This window comes from Butyricimonas sp. RTP31003st1_G1_RTP31003_210430 (assembly GCF_040920905.1).
Lineage (GTDB): Bacteria > Bacteroidota > Bacteroidia > Bacteroidales > Marinifilaceae > Butyricimonas > Butyricimonas paravirosa.
Genome location: NZ_JBCOSQ010000059.1, coordinates 16,252 through 33,052, shown reverse-complemented (window position 1 = coordinate 33,052; position 16,801 = coordinate 16,252). Strand labels below are relative to the sequence as shown.

At 45.3% G+C, this 16,801-nt stretch carries 17 protein-coding genes and 1 tRNA gene; 6 read left to right on the top strand and 12 right to left on the bottom strand.

Annotated elements, in window-relative coordinates; translation table 11 throughout:
* Positions 1-275: 275 nt before the first annotated feature.
* Positions 276-2,285: a urocanate hydratase gene (locus AB5542_RS16240; RefSeq protein WP_270544657.1), complete on the bottom strand. Its 2,010-nt coding sequence runs from the start codon at positions 2,283-2,285 to the stop codon at positions 276-278.
* A 189-nt stretch (positions 2,286-2,474) separates the two neighbouring features.
* Here AB5542_RS16240 and AB5542_RS16235 point away from each other — a divergent pair, with 189 nt between their 5' ends.
* Positions 2,475-3,476 (top strand): DUF2027 domain-containing protein, encoded by a 1,002-nt coding sequence (locus tag AB5542_RS16235; protein ID WP_270544658.1) that lies wholly within the window; start codon positions 2,475-2,477, stop codon positions 3,474-3,476.
* On the opposite strand, the gene AB5542_RS16230 is transcribed toward AB5542_RS16235, so the two are convergent.
* Together AB5542_RS16230 and trxB are read right to left on the bottom strand one after the other, a co-directional pair.
* Complete coding sequence (locus tag AB5542_RS16230) at positions 3,477-3,950, bottom strand: hypothetical protein (RefSeq protein ID WP_270544659.1); 474 nt, start codon at positions 3,948-3,950, stop codon at positions 3,477-3,479.
* A gap of 229 nt (positions 3,951-4,179) precedes the next feature.
* Positions 4,180-5,139, bottom strand: a complete 960-nt coding sequence (gene trxB, locus AB5542_RS16225; protein ID WP_270544660.1) for a thioredoxin-disulfide reductase — start codon at positions 5,137-5,139, stop codon at positions 4,180-4,182.
* 225 nt (positions 5,140-5,364) lie between these two features.
* On the opposite strand from trxB, the gene AB5542_RS16220 reads away from it, so the two are divergent.
* Both AB5542_RS16220 and AB5542_RS16215 read left to right on the top strand, forming a co-directional pair.
* A tRNA-Pro gene (locus AB5542_RS16220) sits at positions 5,365-5,438 on the top strand.
* A 277-nt stretch (positions 5,439-5,715) separates the two neighbouring features.
* Positions 5,716-6,099 carry a hypothetical protein gene (locus AB5542_RS16215; RefSeq protein ID WP_279040305.1) on the top strand — a complete coding sequence of 128 codons (384 nt, stop codon included), beginning with the start codon at positions 5,716-5,718 and terminating at the stop codon, positions 6,097-6,099.
* 177 nt (positions 6,100-6,276) lie between these two features.
* Here AB5542_RS16215 and AB5542_RS16210 read toward each other — a convergent pair whose 3' ends face one another.
* The 3 genes from AB5542_RS16210 to AB5542_RS16200 form a co-directional block, all read right to left on the bottom strand.
* Positions 6,277-6,657, bottom strand: a complete 381-nt coding sequence (locus AB5542_RS16210) for a DUF2442 domain-containing protein (RefSeq protein WP_279040303.1) — start codon at positions 6,655-6,657, stop codon at positions 6,277-6,279.
* A gap of 43 nt (positions 6,658-6,700) precedes the next feature.
* Entirely contained in the window at positions 6,701-7,225 is a 525-nt protein-coding gene (locus AB5542_RS16205; RefSeq protein ID WP_027200945.1) for a methylated-DNA--[protein]-cysteine S-methyltransferase, read from the bottom strand.
* Between the two features lie 120 nt (positions 7,226-7,345).
* Complete coding sequence (locus tag AB5542_RS16200; protein ID WP_087422234.1) at positions 7,346-7,738, bottom strand: hypothetical protein; 393 nt, start codon at positions 7,736-7,738, stop codon at positions 7,346-7,348.
* 191 nt (positions 7,739-7,929) lie between these two features.
* Here AB5542_RS16200 and AB5542_RS16195 point away from each other — a divergent pair, with 191 nt between their 5' ends.
* Positions 7,930-8,544 (top strand): hypothetical protein, encoded by a 615-nt coding sequence (locus AB5542_RS16195; RefSeq protein WP_087422027.1) that lies wholly within the window; start codon positions 7,930-7,932, stop codon positions 8,542-8,544.
* On the top strand, positions 8,541-8,822 hold the full coding sequence (locus AB5542_RS16190) for a winged helix-turn-helix domain-containing protein (protein ID WP_087422026.1): 282 nt from the start codon (positions 8,541-8,543) through the stop codon (positions 8,820-8,822). The genes AB5542_RS16195 and AB5542_RS16190 overlap by 4 nt, the downstream gene beginning before the upstream one ends.
* A 4-nt stretch (positions 8,823-8,826) precedes the next feature.
* Here AB5542_RS16190 and AB5542_RS16185 read toward each other — a convergent pair whose 3' ends face one another.
* The 3 genes from AB5542_RS16185 to AB5542_RS16175 form a co-directional block, all read right to left on the bottom strand.
* Positions 8,827-9,888 (bottom strand): MBL fold metallo-hydrolase, encoded by a 1,062-nt coding sequence (locus tag AB5542_RS16185; RefSeq protein WP_087422025.1) that lies wholly within the window; start codon positions 9,886-9,888, stop codon positions 8,827-8,829.
* Between the two features lie 374 nt (positions 9,889-10,262).
* Positions 10,263-11,300, bottom strand: a complete 1,038-nt coding sequence (locus tag AB5542_RS16180; protein ID WP_118305474.1) for an AI-2E family transporter — start codon at positions 11,298-11,300, stop codon at positions 10,263-10,265.
* 168 nt (positions 11,301-11,468) lie between these two features.
* Positions 11,469-12,137, bottom strand: coding sequence for a Crp/Fnr family transcriptional regulator (locus AB5542_RS16175; protein ID WP_279040299.1), 669 nt, complete (start codon positions 12,135-12,137; stop codon positions 11,469-11,471).
* Between the two features lie 212 nt (positions 12,138-12,349).
* On the opposite strand from AB5542_RS16175, the gene hcp reads away from it, so the two are divergent.
* Positions 12,350-13,993, top strand: coding sequence for a hydroxylamine reductase (gene hcp / locus AB5542_RS16170; protein ID WP_279040335.1), 1,644 nt, complete (start codon positions 12,350-12,352; stop codon positions 13,991-13,993).
* Between the two features lie 182 nt (positions 13,994-14,175).
* On the opposite strand, the gene AB5542_RS16165 is transcribed toward hcp, so the two are convergent.
* The 3 genes from AB5542_RS16165 to AB5542_RS16155 form a co-directional block, all read right to left on the bottom strand.
* Positions 14,176-14,580: a hypothetical protein gene (locus tag AB5542_RS16165; RefSeq protein ID WP_279040297.1), complete on the bottom strand. Its 405-nt coding sequence runs from the start codon at positions 14,578-14,580 to the stop codon at positions 14,176-14,178.
* A gap of 129 nt (positions 14,581-14,709) precedes the next feature.
* Entirely contained in the window at positions 14,710-15,582 is an 873-nt protein-coding gene (locus AB5542_RS16160; protein WP_118305476.1) for a ChaN family lipoprotein, read from the bottom strand.
* Between the two features lie 36 nt (positions 15,583-15,618).
* The coding region (locus AB5542_RS16155) for a M16 family metallopeptidase (RefSeq protein WP_368243218.1) at positions 15,619-16,801 on the bottom strand (1,183 nt) is incomplete at its 5' end.

The following is a 16,801-nucleotide window of genomic DNA, read 5'->3' as shown; positions in this document are numbered from 1 at the left end:
GTTTCCTCTTCGACTTTACTATTCAAAGATAAGCTTTAATTGGAAAAATGTTACCAACTATTTTTGGCCACATTACTATTTCAAAATAAAATCAAGTACATATTCACGCCTCCGGCACGTCAACTTTCCGTTGACTTCCGGTTAACTTCCCGTTGACTTACTAACGAGACCACGGCACAACTACAATGCAAGTAATACTCTTTACCCTAGAAGAAGAGGAATAAAAAACGGGGAACACTCCTAAAAGCACTCCCCGCACATCAAAAATATTTTATTTAAAACAATGACTCGATCAACTGGTCATCGGCAAAATTCGGTAACGTCACCTTCAAATTCGGGTTTGCTTCCATGGCACGTTTAATGGCAAAAACAGCTCCCTCGTTACGAGCCCAGCTACGACGGGAGATTCCATTATTCACGTCCCAGAATAACATATTCTTCAAACGTCTGTCGCTATCGGCAGAACCGTCAAGCATCATTCCGAAACCACCGTTAATAACTTCTCCCCAACCTACGCCACCACCATTGTGGATAGATACCCAAGTCGCACCGCGGAAAGAATCCCCGATCACGTTCTGGATAGCCATGTCGGCCGTGAAACGAGATCCGTCATATATATTTGAAGTCTCTCGATAAGGAGAATCCGTACCGGAAACGTCATGATGATCACGTCCTAAAATCACGGGAGCAGAAATTTCCCCGGCAGCGATAGCCTTGTTAAACGCCTCGGCAATCTTAATACGACCTTCAGCATCGGCATACAAGATCCGGGCTTGCGACCCAACGACCAAATGATTCTCCATAGCAGCCTTGATCCAACGGATATTATCATCCATCTGTTGTTGAATCTCTTTCGGAGAATGTGTCTTGATTTCCTCTAACACACGAGCTGCAATCTCATCCGTCTTCGCCAAATCCTTCGGGTCACCACTGGAACATACCCAACGGAACGGACCAAAACCGTAGTCAAAACACATCGGTCCCATAATGTCCTGCACGTATGACGGGTATTTGAAATCACCGTTCGGTTTCATGATGTCAGCACCCGCACGGGAAGACTCCAACAGGAATGCGTTACCGTAATCAAAGAAATAAGTATTGAAACGTGCCACGCACTTGTTAATAGCAGCCACGTGACGACGCAAAGATTCTTGTACCTTTTGCTTGAATAACTCCGGTTCTTCGGCCATCATCCGCTTGGACTCCTCGAAACTCACGCCCACGGGATAGTAACCACCGGCCCACGGGTTATGCAATGACGTCTGGTCTGATCCCAGTTCAACAGGCACATCACCCTCCGCAAAACGTTCCCACACGTCCACCACGTTCCCCTGGTAAGCAATGGAAACAGTCTCTTTCTTCTCACGAGCCACTTTCACCCGTTCCACCAGTTTATCCAAATCATCAATCACCTCATCCACCCATCCTTGAGAGTGACGGGTATGCGTGGCTTTCGGGTTAATCTCGGCTGTAATACTGATACATCCGGCAATATTCCCGGCTTTCGGCTGCGCACCCGACATACCACCTAATCCCGCGGTGATAAACAATTTTCCGGCTAATCCTTCTCCATGTTTGGAAATCTTACGCCCGGCATTCAACACGGTAATCGTGGTTCCGTGAACAATTCCCTGCGGACCGATATACATGAACGAGCCTGCAGTCATCTGCCCGTACTGGGAAACACCCAAAGCGTTAAAACGTTCCCAATCATCCGGTTTGGAATAATTCGGGATTACCATACCGTTCGTAACCACTACACGCGGAGCATCCTTATGCGACGGGAACAATCCCATCGGGTGACCGGAATATAATACCAACGTCTGCTCGTCGGTCATTTCCGACAAATACTTCATTGCCAGACGATACTGAGCCCAGTTCTGGAACACCGCCCCGTTTCCCCCGTAAGTAATCAACTCATGAGGATGTTGAGCCACGGCATAATCCAGATTATTATTCATCATCAGCATGATACCCGCCGCTTGCAGGCTCTTGTGAGGATAATCATTGATATTATGAGCATACATCTTGTAATCCGGACGGAAACGATACATGTAAATACGCCCGTATTTCTCCAACTCCTCGGCAAACTCCGGGGCCAACACGGCATGGTGTTTCGGGTCAAAATAACGTAAAGCGTTACGTATCGCCAGTTTCTTTTCTTCTTTCGTCAGGATGTCTTTCCTTTTAGGGGCATGGTTAATCTCCGGCTCGTAAGCCTTCGGAGCCGGCAACTCTGCCGGAATCCCTTCCCTAATTGATTGTTGAAATTCTTGTAATGTCATTATATTATCTTTTACTTCATTTTATTATTGCCATTCCCCACGAATCAACTAATAATCATCAATTTAGCCTCTATCTTTTCCCCTTTTAGCTTTTAACTTTTAGTTTTTAACTCACCAATCGGCTGGCTAAATTAATATTTTCAAATGAAAAAAACACTATTTTTGCCTAACAATAAAACAGAAGACGACATGAATATAAGAATAGGCGACATTGTACGATTTATATCAGACAAGCTAGAGGGCAAAGTTACCGGCATCATAGACAACAACACCGTGAACGTGTATTGTGACGAATACGGGTTCGAAATTCCCGCATCCGTGAATAACCTGGTGGTCATTCATTCCGACAGTAACACGACAAAAACGGTTTCCGCCACATCCGCATCCGGACAGAAAAACGTGGTCATGGAATCGGCCGATACCCTTTACATCGCATTCGTCCCCGAAAATTTTAACAACCTGACAGAAAGTCGGTTCGATATTTATTTCGTGAACGATACCACTCAAACCAGTCTTTATTCCATCTCGTTTCATGACGGGGAAAAGTACACCGGGATTACGGCAGGCAACTGCAACCCGAACACGACATACCTAATCGGCAATTACTCGCTCAAAGAAATCGACACGATTAAATCGATACACGTGCAATCCGTGTTCTACCAGAAAGGCGTTCACGTTCTGAAAAACGCCATCGACACGCAAATCAAGGTCACCCCGGTAAACTTGTGTAAAGCGGGAGCTTACAAACATACCCGCTGGTTTAATTCCACCTCACTACTCCGACCGCTGGACAAAGAATCCATCGTCAAAGAAGAAGGCTTGGAAACCATTCCGGAACAATTTTTACAAAAAACGCCTCATAAAACGGAAGACACGCCCCACAAGGAAACTCCCAAACAATCCAATAGCAACATCATCGAGATCGACTTGCACATTGACAAGCTACTCGACGACACGACAGGCATGGAAAATAAGGATATGCTGGACTACCAGATGGACGTGTTCCACAAAACACTGGAACAATACAAACTCCGCCGGGGCCAAAAGATCGTGTTCATACACGGCAAAGGAGACGGAGTATTAAGGCAACGTATCCTCTGGGAACTTCAAACCAAATACAAACGTTTCAACCATCAGGACGCCTCTTTCAAGCAATATGGTTACGGGGCCACGATGGTCACGATAAAATAATCAAAGATTAAAGGAATACCCCACGGAACAGACCCAATTTTTCCCATAAGGAGAATACTTATCCTGTATCACGTCATAATAAAACATCACGGAAATAGAGCCTGTTCCGGTGGGAATAACTCCACCTCCCCCCACGAGCATCGTGGGGACATAACGGAAGTTAATCTTCTTCTCATACGATTTTCCCCAACTTCCCTTCAGTTCCGGCTGGATTTGGAGAGCAATATACCGCACCGGGTTCACCCGCCCGAACACGTTTATCCCGAGATAATTCATATCATAACGATTGGAAGAATGGTGATAATTGTAACTTACCCCTCCTCCCGCCGAGAAGAACTCGTTCCAGCGATACCCGATCTGGGGAGAAACATCAATACTGGTATAATCCCCGAAGGACATCCCACAAGAGCCGCTTAATGTCCATTTTCCCGCTTTCCGGGACACGGACGATTTCAAGGGGACACTCTTTTTCACGGGAGCTCTCACCACTTGGCGTTTTGCCCCGGATTTATAGATCGTGTCCTATCGAAAACCATTACGATTTTCCTGTGCATTCACTCGCCCGAAAGAAACGATTACCAACAGCAAACAAACAAAGCAGTATCTCATCATCATTCATCATTTTAATGGAAAAAGCTGTTCAAAGACACCTTCAAACAGCTTTTATTTTATTTCAAAAAAGTTTTCTTCGAGAGAAAATCACTTACGCATATAATTCTCCGATGTAACGTTCCGCATCAATAGCAGCACGGCAACCGGTTCCGGCAGCAGCAATTCCCTGACGATAAGTCGGGTCCATCACGTCTCCTGCGGCAAACACACCCGGTACATTCGTCTTGCAAGACTTACCTTCGGTAATGATATACCCTTGCTCGTCGACTTCGATATATTTTTTGAACACTTCTGTATTCGGAGTATGCCCGATAGCCAGGAAGAACCCGTCAATCTTGATCTCCTTGGTTGCCTCTTCCGGGGTTCCCTTCTTGTACACCAAACGAGCGCCCTCAACTCCCATGTCTGACCCAAACAATTCCAACGTGTTATGCTCGAACAATACTTCAATGTTTTCCGTTCTGAACACACGTTCCTGCATAGCCTTCGATGCTCTCAAATAGTTCTTACGAACAATCAAATATACTTTACGACACAACCCGGCCAAATAAGTAGCCTCCTCGCAAGCGGTATCTCCACCACCTACAACAGCCACGTCTTTTCCGCGATAGAAGAATCCGTCGCAAGTTGCACAAGCACTAACACCAGCCCCACGGAATGCCTCTTCTGAAGGCAGACCCAAGTACTTGGCAGTTGCACCCGTTGCAATAATCACGGCATCCGCCTCGATCACCTTCTCCCCGTCGATCGTAACCTTGTGAGGATGACCGGAAAAGTCAACATCCGTCGCGATCCCGAAACGAATATCTGTTCCGAAACGTTCCGCTTGTTTTCTCATATCTTCCATCATCACCGGACCGGTCACGCCTTCCGGGTATCCCGGGAAGTTTTCCACTTCCGTGGTCGTGGTCAACTGACCACCCATTTGCATTCCCGTGTACAACACCGGATTCAAATTAGCTCTCGATGCGTATATCGCTGCCGTATACCCGGCAGGCCCTGACCCTATAATCAAGCATTTAACTCTTTCTATAGCATTTTCTGTTGACATAGACAATTCCTTTCTTTTAATTTACAATACAATTTCACGTAATGGATTGCAAAGTTACCTAAAAAAATGGTTTATCCAATTTTTTTTACTCCATATCCCCGTATTCTCATTCCCCAAACCCATGAAAACCTGCAATCTAAGTCAAAAAGCACAAACAATCATCAGATTTTTCTTTCAACTCCTTGTTTCATTCCAAAATTTTTTACTACATTTGCATCCGCATTTCGGGATGTAGCTCAGCCCGGTAGAGTCCACGTCTGGGGGGCGTGTTGTCGCAGGTTCAAATCCTGTCATCCCGACTGCTGAGTATCAAGCAATTAGAGAGGTTAAAATAACCTCTCTTTTTTATTGCGATTACATTTTTATTATACTTTTCGGGCAACTTAATCCCACAATCTTGATTACATAAAGATGATTAATTAGATTTGCCATTCCTAAGAAAACTCTAGCGACCGCCTAAAGCGGTTGTAATGAACGTATTTTGCCCGTTGTATGGTGGTGGTGGTGGAAACGCTCACACGGTTTACTAGAGTGACCGAGGACATCTAAACAATGGGCTTTTTTATTCCTAACTCAATGCAAAATAAAGACACGCACACGGATCTAAAAAATTGGCCGTGTTACCTAGAGAAACTCCATGAAGATGAAACCACGACATTCTATGCCAACAATTTTAGCGGACATAGGGTGTTTGTACACGTGCAACAAGGCGGTCAAATCTTCATACAGGCCGAGAATGGTATAATCATTAACGATTACATTAAAACCGTCTATAAACCGTCAGTTTTCAATGATAATGGTGACAAGGTATGCGAATGGCGTTTTGGTAAAGATCACGTCGTTTTCAGGTTGGAAGAATCGGGAAGTATATCCGTTTCAAGCAACAAGATAGAACTGGTAAACCTTTATTGTGAACCCAGCAACCTGAAACGGGTTAAGGATTTCCTGAATAGATACTAGTACCACCATCCTGCTTGTAAGCGTCCCCGGTTTAATCATGGCCGGGGATTTTTATTTGAGAAATCAAGCGAGAACCTGATAAAACCTGACACGTCAAATTTAAACGAGTAACAAAATGCCCACGTTTTTTTGTTACCCGGTTTTTACCGTAGTGTCTAATAGACGTCATTTCACGTGTCAAGTCGTGTAGTCTTGGGTAATTGGGTTACTGAATCGGTAACCGTTTACTGGCACCTCATCGGTATGTGCAAATAAACTTTGAGACATACCCAAACGACGTGCTATAGCTGCAGCATTCAACTCCGGGTGAGCTATAAACAAATCATATAAAGGATTAGACTTTTTCTCAAGGAAAAATCCCTCAAAACTTAAATCCTCATCTAGTTCTTCCCAGCGAATACCAAAATCACCCACTTGAAAATTTTCACGTTGTTTTGGAGTTGTAAACTTCAATCTTTGATAGTCGGCAAACCTTTCACATGCTTCCCTAAAGTCAGTGGTACGTATCCATACCTCTGTATCGGTCAACCAGACTTTTTCTACGATGATATTTTCCATGACCCTAGCTCTATTTTCACAAATATAGCTATTATGCACGATTTTACCGCATACCATTCAACAAACTTTGCACCCCCATCTCCAAATCCAGCAATCCCTTTTTAGCCTCCAAGCCTCCCCCGTAACCGACCAATTTATGGTTACCCCCAATCACCCGATGACAAGGAACAAAAATCGAAATAGGATTCGCACCATTAGCTGCAGCCACGGCACGAACAGCTTTCGGGTTTCCCAACTTTTTAGCCAACTCGCCATAAGACACCGTTTTGCCGTATGGTATATCCAGCAACTCCTGCCACACCGAATTCTGGAACTCCGTTCCCGTAAAGACGAGCGGAATATCAAACGTTTTCCTCTGACGAGCAAAATATTCGTCAAGCTGGATGATTGTTTTCCGGATCACATCAGAAACACCCTCTTCGTAATCGGCCCCTAGCGCTTTCTGAATCCGTTTATCAATAGATGCCCTGCGTTTTTCAAACATCCAGTCACACAAACAAAGCTTACCTTCGAAAGAGCCAAGAATCAGCTCTCCACAAGGAGATTCATAATGTTGAATTTGTATCATTTCTTCTACTTTTTATTTTTGTACTTTCCTTCAACCACGACCTTTTCTATACAATCAATCCAAATGACAAGTTATAAAAGTAGAACATTATCCCGATATTCCCAAACGACACCCCAAATTTTACTGATTCGTTTCCAGCATCCGGATCAGACAATCCCGTTGTATTGAAAAGTTTGTATCTTCCTGCTGAACATATTTAAGCAAACGAATCCCATCCTGACGCAATTTCGACTTCAACAAAATATCATCCTCCACTTCCTCCGAAAATCTCAACAGGTACACGGACGCAAGTTCAATCTTACCAATCCTGTCTTCCTCGTTGGCATATCGGTCAATCAGTTCCTGCACATCCATCGTCGCCAGCTCCTTCACGGGAAATCCCAACATTTGCTGCGTCAACAAGTCATACTCGTCCCGATCCTGCTGGCGAATCTTCTTCTTATTCAATATAGCCCTAGCGATTGCAGAAATAATTTCTTGAATCATGCGCACGAGATAATCCTGTTTTACCATAATACCGTCCTCCAATATATTTACAAGCAAAAATAAAAAATAATATCCACGTGAAGGAATAAAATTCACTAAATCATTTGGTTTATAAAATAAACTGATTTATATTTGCATCAACAAAAAGAATAGCGCTATTTTTTTTGAGAATATAGTTTATAAAACAAACCACTTTACAAACACCAAACGCAACAAACATGGAAGAAAAAAAGTTTACAGAGAAAGAAAGTTTAGAACTTATTTCTCAAATGATACAAGCAACCAGAAAGAACCTCGCAAAAGATCAAGGGAATTACTTCATCATCTACGGCTACACGGCAGCCATCTTGTCGATCATTATCTACACGTCACTCTGCATGACCCACGCCCCTTGGTGGTGGGCAGGCTGGTTCCTCATGTTCCTGCCGGTAATTATCCTTGCGTTCAAGGAAAAAAGGAACACCCCGACCGTCGTCACTTACACAGACAGCATGGTCAATAAAGTCTGGCAAGTAGTAGGCACCTTGTTCTCGTTAACCGTGCTGGTCATGCTGGCTCTATCATTCATTGTCGGAAGATGTGATTTCACGCTCATGCTCCCGTTATGCCTCCTGTACGCAAGCATCGGGACTGCAATCACGGGATTGGTCATCAGGGAGAAGTGCTTGCTCTACCTCCCGTTTGTGGGTTTCGTGTTCGCCATATATATGCTGATGAGTTACACGATAAATAACAGTGCCACCATACTCTGGAATCTCTACTTTGGCCTGTCATTTGTTGTCATGATGATCATACCGGGACATATTCTGAACAATAAATCCGAAAAACTATGAGAGAATTAGATCCGCTATTACATTCTCAATTACGTCTGGCAATAGTCTCCCTGCTCTTGTCGGTAGAGACAGCGGATTTCGTGTACTTGAAAGAGAAAACGAATGCGACTGCCGGGAACCTAAGCGTGCAACTGGAAAAACTCGAAACTGCCGGGTATATCCAAGTGAAAAAAGAGTTCGTCGGGAAAAAGACCCGCACGTCATGCCAACTGACCGACACGGGCAGGAAGGCTTTGGAAGACTATATAGACGCTCTTAGAGAATACCTTAACTTGTAAAGAACTATTCCCCCCACCTCACGACCTCGCCAATGACAGGAATCAACACGTGTAACGAGTCGTTCTTTGCCATGTTCATCTCGTTCCGTAACGGTTCGTCCCAACGATGATGGGCCAATGCGTACTTGGAATGATGCACGGTCATCACCTTCTTCGCTTTCAGGTCCAGGGCTGCCCGGGTCAAGTAATCAGGCATCAAGTGGATATACTTCCATCCCTCGTTATACTGTCCGTTTTCAAGAATGGCCAAATCTATACCCGGAAAACAATCCCCAATCCGGGCAAAATGTGTGTCGTAACCACCATCTCCTGCCAAATATATCTTCCGGGAAGGAGTTTCAAGCAAGAACGAGGCCCACAGCGTTTTATTGGCGGAAAGTCCCCGCCCCGAAAAATGCCGGGCAGGCAGACAATGCATGACAAAGCCGGAATCTAAACGAACCTCATCCTCCCAGTCCAACTCGATAATACGCTCCTTATCGAATCCCCAGGACTCGAAATGCTCGCCGACACCCAAACCGCAAATCACCTTCCCGATCCGGTCTTTCAACGCCCGCACGGTATGATAATCCAGGTGATCCCAATGATCATGGGAAATAACAAGGTAATCAATATCCGGCATATCCTCCGGATGATAAACGTCCGTTCCCTTGAACGGCTTATTAATAAAAGAAACCGGGGAAGCCATGCAGAACACTGGGTCCACGAGTACCCGTTTTCCATCCACTTGAACCAGATAAGATGAATGTCCGAACCACACCAGCACGTCCTCTTCCGGGTTGATCTGCCGTAAATCCGTTTTCACCACGGTCAACGCCGTGTCCGGTTGCAGTCCGGTCTTATCCTTAAAAACGAAATCCAGTAATCCCTGTAAACGCCCCTTGTCCGAGGTCATTAAAGGAGTTTCATGTATATTGCGGAAAGCCCCGTCCCGGTAATTCGGCGAACGTTCAATCCTTGCCAGCCGTTCTCCCCGGGGAATTCTCCCGAAACTTGGCTGATTCACGAAAACAATCCCGACAATGGCCATAACCACCACGATCGACAGAACAATCCATAGTACCATACGCTTTCTTGAACTTTTTATTAATCTCATAAATACAACTCAAAATTAAATTTATCGCAAAAATAAGCAAATACTCCCAACCCGCATGTACACGAATTACTGGTATTCATACCTAAATTACGGTTTACGCTTCCCCGTGATTCCCGAACTTTCCCTAAACATCCTCCCACAATCACGAAATGACATTCCGGGAGTAAACAGAGAACACCCAACACCCATTGTTATCGAAGATATCCCCCTTTCACACCCACCATTCCCCCACCACGAGATAACAGGGTAACGCTATTGGCCGAGAGTAGAAACGAGATTGTGATTGTAATACCTCGAAAAAAGGATAGCACACTCCATTCATTACCATCTGTAAACAAAACGAATCAAGGCTTGTATATCTTGGGTCTCGTCCGTCCCTCCCCTTCCAAGTATTCCACTTTAAAAATGTTCACGCAAAAGACAAATATCGACAGGAGCAAAGGTCCGAAGATCACCCCCATGAAACCAAACAAGGAAAGTCCGATGACCACCCCGAAAATCGTAATCAACGGGTGAGTGTCCGCCATCTTCTTCTGCAACATGAACCGAACCAGATTATCGACATTCGAAATCACGACTAGTGCGTAGACCGCCAAACCGATCGCCATTCCCCAATGCCCCGTCATTCCCATATACAACGCCAACGGGGCCCAGATCAATGCAGTCCCGACAATTGGGATAATCGTGGCAAAACAGGACAAGAATCCCCATAACACGGGACTCGGAGCCCCGAATACAAAATACCCCAGCATGGCAACAGCCCCTTGAATCACGGCAAGCAGGGGAATCCCGATCGCATTCGACTTCACAATCATGTTGAACTCGTGTAATATATTCTTTTTATTCCGCTGATTAAACGGAAGGATCTCGCTCACGTACTCCTCCATATCCCGCCCACCAATCAGCATGAAATAAAGTACGAAAAGCAGCACCACCACGTTAATGGTAAAACTACTGATGCTTCCCATCAAAAACTGACCGATTTTTGGCAAGGCAGCCAATATCGTATCTATATTCCCTTTGCTCAAAAGATCATACCCTACTTTTTCCCGGATCAGCTCAGCCACATGTTCCACCGGGGCAATCAAGCTATGCGGGTCCAGGTTTATGGCCTGTAACTTGTTCACGAATACCCACACGACAATCGACAGGGGGATAAGAAAACAAAGAATCGTCTCGCATAACAGAAGAATAGCCATGATACTACGTTTCATCCGTTTCTTTTCCGTCAAATACAACATCTGGTTACGCAAAAGAATATAAATCGTCATGGCACCCAGAATCCCACTGAAAAACGGCAGGATTTGAAAAAATATAAGAATTCCCAGCAACAGAATAATTGCCACGAGGGAATATCTCCAGTATTGTTCTTTAAGACTCATTTTATCACAATTTAAGTTCACGATATGTCCCCAGACAGATGTCCGAATGATCATCCTCCCGGTTATCGTGTTAACGAAAACGACGAAAAAATGTTTAATTTTACATTACCCTTTTACAATAACCGACAAACTCTTCCCCCTTCATCCCCGGTAAGACGGCACGACAGGCTAATTCAAGGCCCTCCGCATCTTCTCCCGATCCAAAATGATAATCTCCCGGCGATTCACGGAAATCATCCCCTCGTCAGCCAGCTCGTACAACACCTTGGCCAATGCCGGACGGGTCACCCCGAAATATTCGGCCAATTCCTGCTGTGACTTTCCCAACAACACCTTTTTCTTATCGGGGAAGGCCAGTTCCAGAATATAATGAATCAATTTTCCCCGGATCGTCTTGAATGACAGGAACTGCAAACGCCCGGTAAGGAAAGTTGTCCGGTTCGCATTCACGGACAGAAAATTACGCAGGAAACTTTCATAACGTCCCATCTGACGGAACACGGATTCTTTCGTAGCGATAAACACGTCGGCCTTCTCCGAAACGGTGGCCGTCACCGGGAAATGATTGTCCTCGGCAAAAAGGAACGCCGGGGCAAGCGCTCTCGGCGCCCGGATCGTCTCGATTCGCAACATGGCCCCCGAATCATCCGTCATTTCCGCCTCGACTTCCCCCTCCAGCAAGATATAAAGGAACCGGCACACGTCTCCCTGCCGGAAAACCACTTCCCCTTTCATATAGCTCTTCACGCTATAATCAAATCCTTCTATAAACTGCTCCCTCTCCCGTTCGGGAATTCCCGTGCATAAAGGGCAATCGAAAAGTCGTGCTATATCCATGCTCTGTTATCTTTTAAATGATACACAAATGTATCACTTTCTTCTTTAACACCTTATCTTACTTTTAACCTTTTTCATTCACTCTCGTATAAATTATTGAAAATTAAATTCACGTTTGTAATTTATATTACAACTATTGTTTTATCGCACCCGTACATTCGCGACAAACAATTAAAGAAATTATTTATCAAACACACTAGACCATGGAAAAAATGTTTTGTTATCAATGCCAAGAAACAGCAAAAGGAACCGGATGCACGGTCCGCGGCGTATGCGGAAAGACATCGGATGTCGCCAATTTACAGGACTTACTACTATTTATCCTAAAGGGAATCGCCCACTACCGGGTACAACTCCGAGCCCTCGATGCCGTTGACCACTCGGCAGATCGCTTTATTCTCGATGGCTTGTTCATGACCATCACGAACGCGAACTTCGACAAGCAACGTTTCGTGGAAAAAATCAAAGAGGCTATCAAATTACGGGAACAACTGAAACAGACCTTCCTCGACAAAGGCGGGAAACCAGAAAAGATCACGTTCGAGGGAGCCTTCTGGACAGCCAACACGTTGGAAGAAATGGAATCGAAAGCCGGATTCGTGGGAGTTCTCTCCACCGAAAACGAGGACATCCGTTCTTTGAGAGAGATGCTCACCTACGGGATGAAGGGAATGGCTGCTTACACGGAACACGCCTATAATCTCGGACACGAGAACCCGTCCATCTACGAATTCATTGACCGGGGACTAGTAGCCACCACGCTCCCTCTGTCTGCCGACCAACTCGTGCAGATGGTTCTTGAATGTGGTAAAAATGGCGTTGATGCCATGGCCTTGCTTGATAAAGCCAACACGGACACTTACGGTAACCCGGAAATCACGAAAGTGGACATCGGCGTGCGGAAAAATCCCGGTATCCTAATCAGCGGTCACGACCTGCGAGACCTGTACGAACTTTTGGAACAGACGGAAGGTACGGGTGTGGACGTCTACACCCACAGCGAGATGCTACCCGCACACTACTACCCGGCATTCAAGAAATACAAACACTTCGCCGGAAACTACGGTAACTCGTGGTGGAGACAAGTGTATGAATTCCAACATTTCAACGGCCCGATGCTATTTACCACGAACTGCATCGTTCCCCCGCATCCGGACGCAAATTACAAGGACCGGGTGTACACGACCGGATCGGCAGGTTTCCCCGGGTTCAAGCATATCGAGCGCAAGCCCGGACAACCGAAAGATTTCAGTGAAATCATCGAACACGCTAAAAGATGCCCGGCACCGGAGGCCATCGAAACCGGAAGTATCATTGGAGGATTCGCCCACAACCAAGTGTTCGCACTGGCAGACAAAGTCGCGGAAGCCGTGAAGTCCGGGGCTATCCGCAAATTCTTCGTTATGGCAGGATGCGACGGCCGGATGAAAGGTCGGGAATATTACACCGAGTTCGCCCAGAAACTCCCGAAAGACACAGTGATCCTTACCGCGGGATGTGCCAAGTACCGTTACAACAAACTACCCCTTGGGGATATTAACGGTATTCCGAGAGTACTGGACGCCGGACAATGTAACGATAGCTACTCGCTGGCAGTTATTGCCTTGAAACTGAAGGAAATTTTCGGGGTAAAAGACATTAATGAATTACCTATCGTTTACAACATCGCTTGGTACGAGCAGAAAGCTGTCATCGTGTTGTTAGCCTTGCTCTATCTCGGAGTGAAGAACATTCACCTCGGACCGACCTTACCCGGATTCCTTTCTCCAAACGTGGCGAAAGTACTCGTGGAAAAATTCGGTATTGCCGGGATCACGACCGCGGATGATGATTTGAAATTCTTTTTGGAAAATTAATCCACACGACCTGATTTAAAGAAGTATCAAAAGTTTATAAGGTTTATAAAGTTCATAAGGTAACGGAAGTCCTTCGGATCGGGTTCATCGGTAGCAAAGCTACCGTAGAGAAAATGCCCGCTAGGCTCAACGGACTTTATGAACTTTCAGAACCAAAGGTTCAACTTTACAAACTTTATAAACTAGAGGGTGTGCCAAAAGGCTTTTGACACGCCCTCAAAATTATCTGCATAAAAGTCAACCAGACTGACCATTGTCGAACAATCTTTTCGCTGATGAGCCGATAACTCATCCACACGGGATGCGCAATAACAAGCCACCTCCCAGAAACGAGGGGAGCGCTTATTCTCGGTCTCCCGACAACACGTGAGGGCACGCTCGTAAGCATCAAGAGCCTCCTCGTCCCGGCAAACCTCCCGGCAAAAATCACCCATACGGATCAATTCCCGGATCTTTTCCTGCATCCGTTCGCTATCAAGAACCGCCGTCTTGTAAGCCTTGATTGCCGCATCAATACCCAAGGGATTCAGATGAACCTGCCCCCGACTCGCCGCTGCCACTCGCCTTTTTTCTTTTATTCTTCCCATGCACCAATTACTTTGATTAGACACTCTCACACCCATAAAAAAAGAGACACAAACCAGCATCCCTCCCGGATGTATATGGATTCATGTCTCATTTTCTAGTACAAAGATAGGAAGAATTTTCGAAATATCCTAATATGTCATGGTCATATCAGTTGGAACACAGATATAAAAATCCGCACGTCCTTCATTTTCTTCCCCTAATTTTTTTATATCATCCTGCCGCACAGAGCATACGGTTGCAATCTTCAAACCGGGACGATATTTATTCAGATAGGTGATGATGCCTTTCTTAAAATCCGAATGATAGTTCCCATTCAGATGTACAAATTTGGACTTCAAATTCTGGGCAATAAACCATCCCATCGTGGCATCTTTCAATGCTTGAGCTTTAGCTACATTCTCCGGATCGGTATGTTTTCCCGAAGTCATCATCATCAAACCAAACATCCCGGCGGCCTCTTCATCTGGCTCGTAATCAATCGGCAGGGGTGCGATATATTTTTTAGCCTCTCCCGATAATTTCTCCAAAGCCTCAAATCCCCCGTTTTTCACCATATTAGCATATCGCCGGGGTACGTTCGTCGCAACCACCCGTAACCCGTGTTCACGTCCTAACCCGACAACAGGTGCATAATCTGTCAGATAATTGGGCCACAACCGGGCCTCCTCTTCAAAACGATCGGAAGAAATCAACCGTTCAATATATTCATCTACAATCAACTGGTTATCCGCCTCCAGCATTTCCAACCCGATTGTCAATTTGTCTTTATGGGCAGCGTGCAAGTCCTTCACCATCTCGTATTCCAACCAGTGGGCTATGGCACAATTATGAACCTCACCGATAAACACGACATCCTGCGCCTTCAGCACTTTCATCATCTCTTTGTATTCGATTTCCTTTCCCTTCGCATCAAACAAACGGTAAGCTTTCTTTTCCTGTCCTTTACCATAGTTGGTTAAACCCAACAACATTACTAGTAAAATAGTCAAACAACTCCTCATATTATATCATTTATTCCGTTACTACTTGAAAATATTTTATTTCGATTCTTTGCCCTGCATTAACAAAACACCACATCTCTCCATATTCAGATACTTCCGACAGGCATCTTTCAGATCTGCCGGGGTGATCGAATACAGAATCTCCTCGTAACGTGCCAGATCGTCCAACGTCTCTCCATCCCGCAAAGCACCCATCAAATACTTCTTCCACTCTGCGGTAGCGTAATCATTTACCACCTCACGCCGAGTCACGACAAAGGAGCGTTGCAATGCAGCCAATTCGCTCTCTTTCACTTCATTCTCCTGTACATCCCGGATAATTTCCTTCAACAGCTGATCCACCTTTTCCATATTTTTAGTATCCACCGAGGCATTAATATCAAAATAATATCCGGCCTGCGGTAATCCTTTGTAATATAAAAGCATATATGGAGAATACAGCAAAGACTCTTGTTCCCGTAACACGCTCAGCAAGCGATTTCGAACAACATCCCTCACCAATTTCAGCATCAAAGAATTGCGTAATCCTGCCTCGTAGTTCCCATAATAGAGATAATCAAAAATAGTCTGTCCTTCATTCTCATTCGGGAATATCTCCCGGAAACCTCCTTTCGGGTAATCAAACTCCGGCAATACCCAGTTATTAACCTTTTCTTGCGCAGGAAACATACCGAAAACAGCGACCAAATCACGTTCCACCTCGTTCATATCAAAATTTCCGCAAACGACACACACTAATCCATTGGGATTTGTGTACAACTGCCTGTAAAAGTCAGCAATGTCGTCCAGATTCAGCGCCTCTATTTCCTCCCGACTCTCGGCCATTTTTCCAGTTGCCAAGGAATTACCCATTAACTGATCTATTCGTGCCGCCATCTGTCTGTCCGGCGCACTTTTCAACATCTTCGACAACACCGTTTCCTGTCCCACATTTGCCAACATATCTTGTTTGGCATCTTCAAAATCTTCATACCGCTTTTCCGGATAAAAACACTTTTCATACACCAGATGGCATAATTCAGTAACCTTGTCTGCCGGAGCCATGGCAATCCACCCATGCCAGTAAGGTTCGAACGTTACGGAAAAAGCCATTTCCTCCTGTGCCAACATTTCACAATACGAATCATAATCCATCTTCTCGATTCCCCCCATCTCCATATAACCTGCCACGCCTTCCAACAAAGGGTAATTCTCGGGAGTTAGTACCGAGGTTCCTCCC

What these genes read in the sequence shown, in the direction of transcription:
- AB5542_RS16190 (WP_087422026.1), top strand. Translation starts at nt 8,541, where the DNA reads ATGAGAGAATTAGATCCGCTATTACATTCTCAATTACGTCTGGCAATA.
- AB5542_RS16240 (WP_270544657.1), bottom strand. Translation starts at nt 2,285, where the DNA reads ATGACATTACAAGAATTTCAACAATCAATTAGGGAAGGGATTCCGGCA.
- AB5542_RS16205 (WP_027200945.1), bottom strand. Translation starts at nt 7,225, where the DNA reads ATGATACAAATTCAACATTATGAATCTCCTTGTGGAGAGCTGATTCTT.
- AB5542_RS16210 (WP_279040303.1), bottom strand. Translation starts at nt 6,657, where the DNA reads ATGGAAAATATCATCGTAGAAAAAGTCTGGTTGACCGATACAGAGGTA.
- AB5542_RS16175 (WP_279040299.1), bottom strand. Translation starts at nt 12,137, where the DNA reads ATGGATATAGCACGACTTTTCGATTGCCCTTTATGCACGGGAATTCCC.
- AB5542_RS16165 (WP_279040297.1), bottom strand. Translation starts at nt 14,580, where the DNA reads ATGGGAAGAATAAAAGAAAAAAGGCGAGTGGCAGCGGCGAGTCGGGGG.
- AB5542_RS16235 (WP_270544658.1), top strand. Translation starts at nt 2,475, where the DNA reads ATGAATATAAGAATAGGCGACATTGTACGATTTATATCAGACAAGCTA.
- AB5542_RS16160 (WP_118305476.1), bottom strand. Translation starts at nt 15,582, where the DNA reads ATGAGGAGTTGTTTGACTATTTTACTAGTAATGTTGTTGGGTTTAACC.
- AB5542_RS16195 (WP_087422027.1), top strand. Translation starts at nt 7,930, where the DNA reads ATGGAAGAAAAAAAGTTTACAGAGAAAGAAAGTTTAGAACTTATTTCT.
- hcp (WP_279040335.1), top strand. Translation starts at nt 12,350, where the DNA reads ATGTTTTGTTATCAATGCCAAGAAACAGCAAAAGGAACCGGATGCACG.
- AB5542_RS16215 (WP_279040305.1), top strand. Translation starts at nt 5,716, where the DNA reads ATGCAAAATAAAGACACGCACACGGATCTAAAAAATTGGCCGTGTTAC.
- AB5542_RS16180 (WP_118305474.1), bottom strand. Translation starts at nt 11,300, where the DNA reads ATGAGTCTTAAAGAACAATACTGGAGATATTCCCTCGTGGCAATTATT.
- AB5542_RS16185 (WP_087422025.1), bottom strand. Translation starts at nt 9,888, where the DNA reads ATGGTACTATGGATTGTTCTGTCGATCGTGGTGGTTATGGCCATTGTC.
- trxB (WP_270544660.1), bottom strand. Translation starts at nt 5,139, where the DNA reads ATGTCAACAGAAAATGCTATAGAAAGAGTTAAATGCTTGATTATAGGG.
- AB5542_RS16200 (WP_087422234.1), bottom strand. Translation starts at nt 7,738, where the DNA reads ATGGTAAAACAGGATTATCTCGTGCGCATGATTCAAGAAATTATTTCT.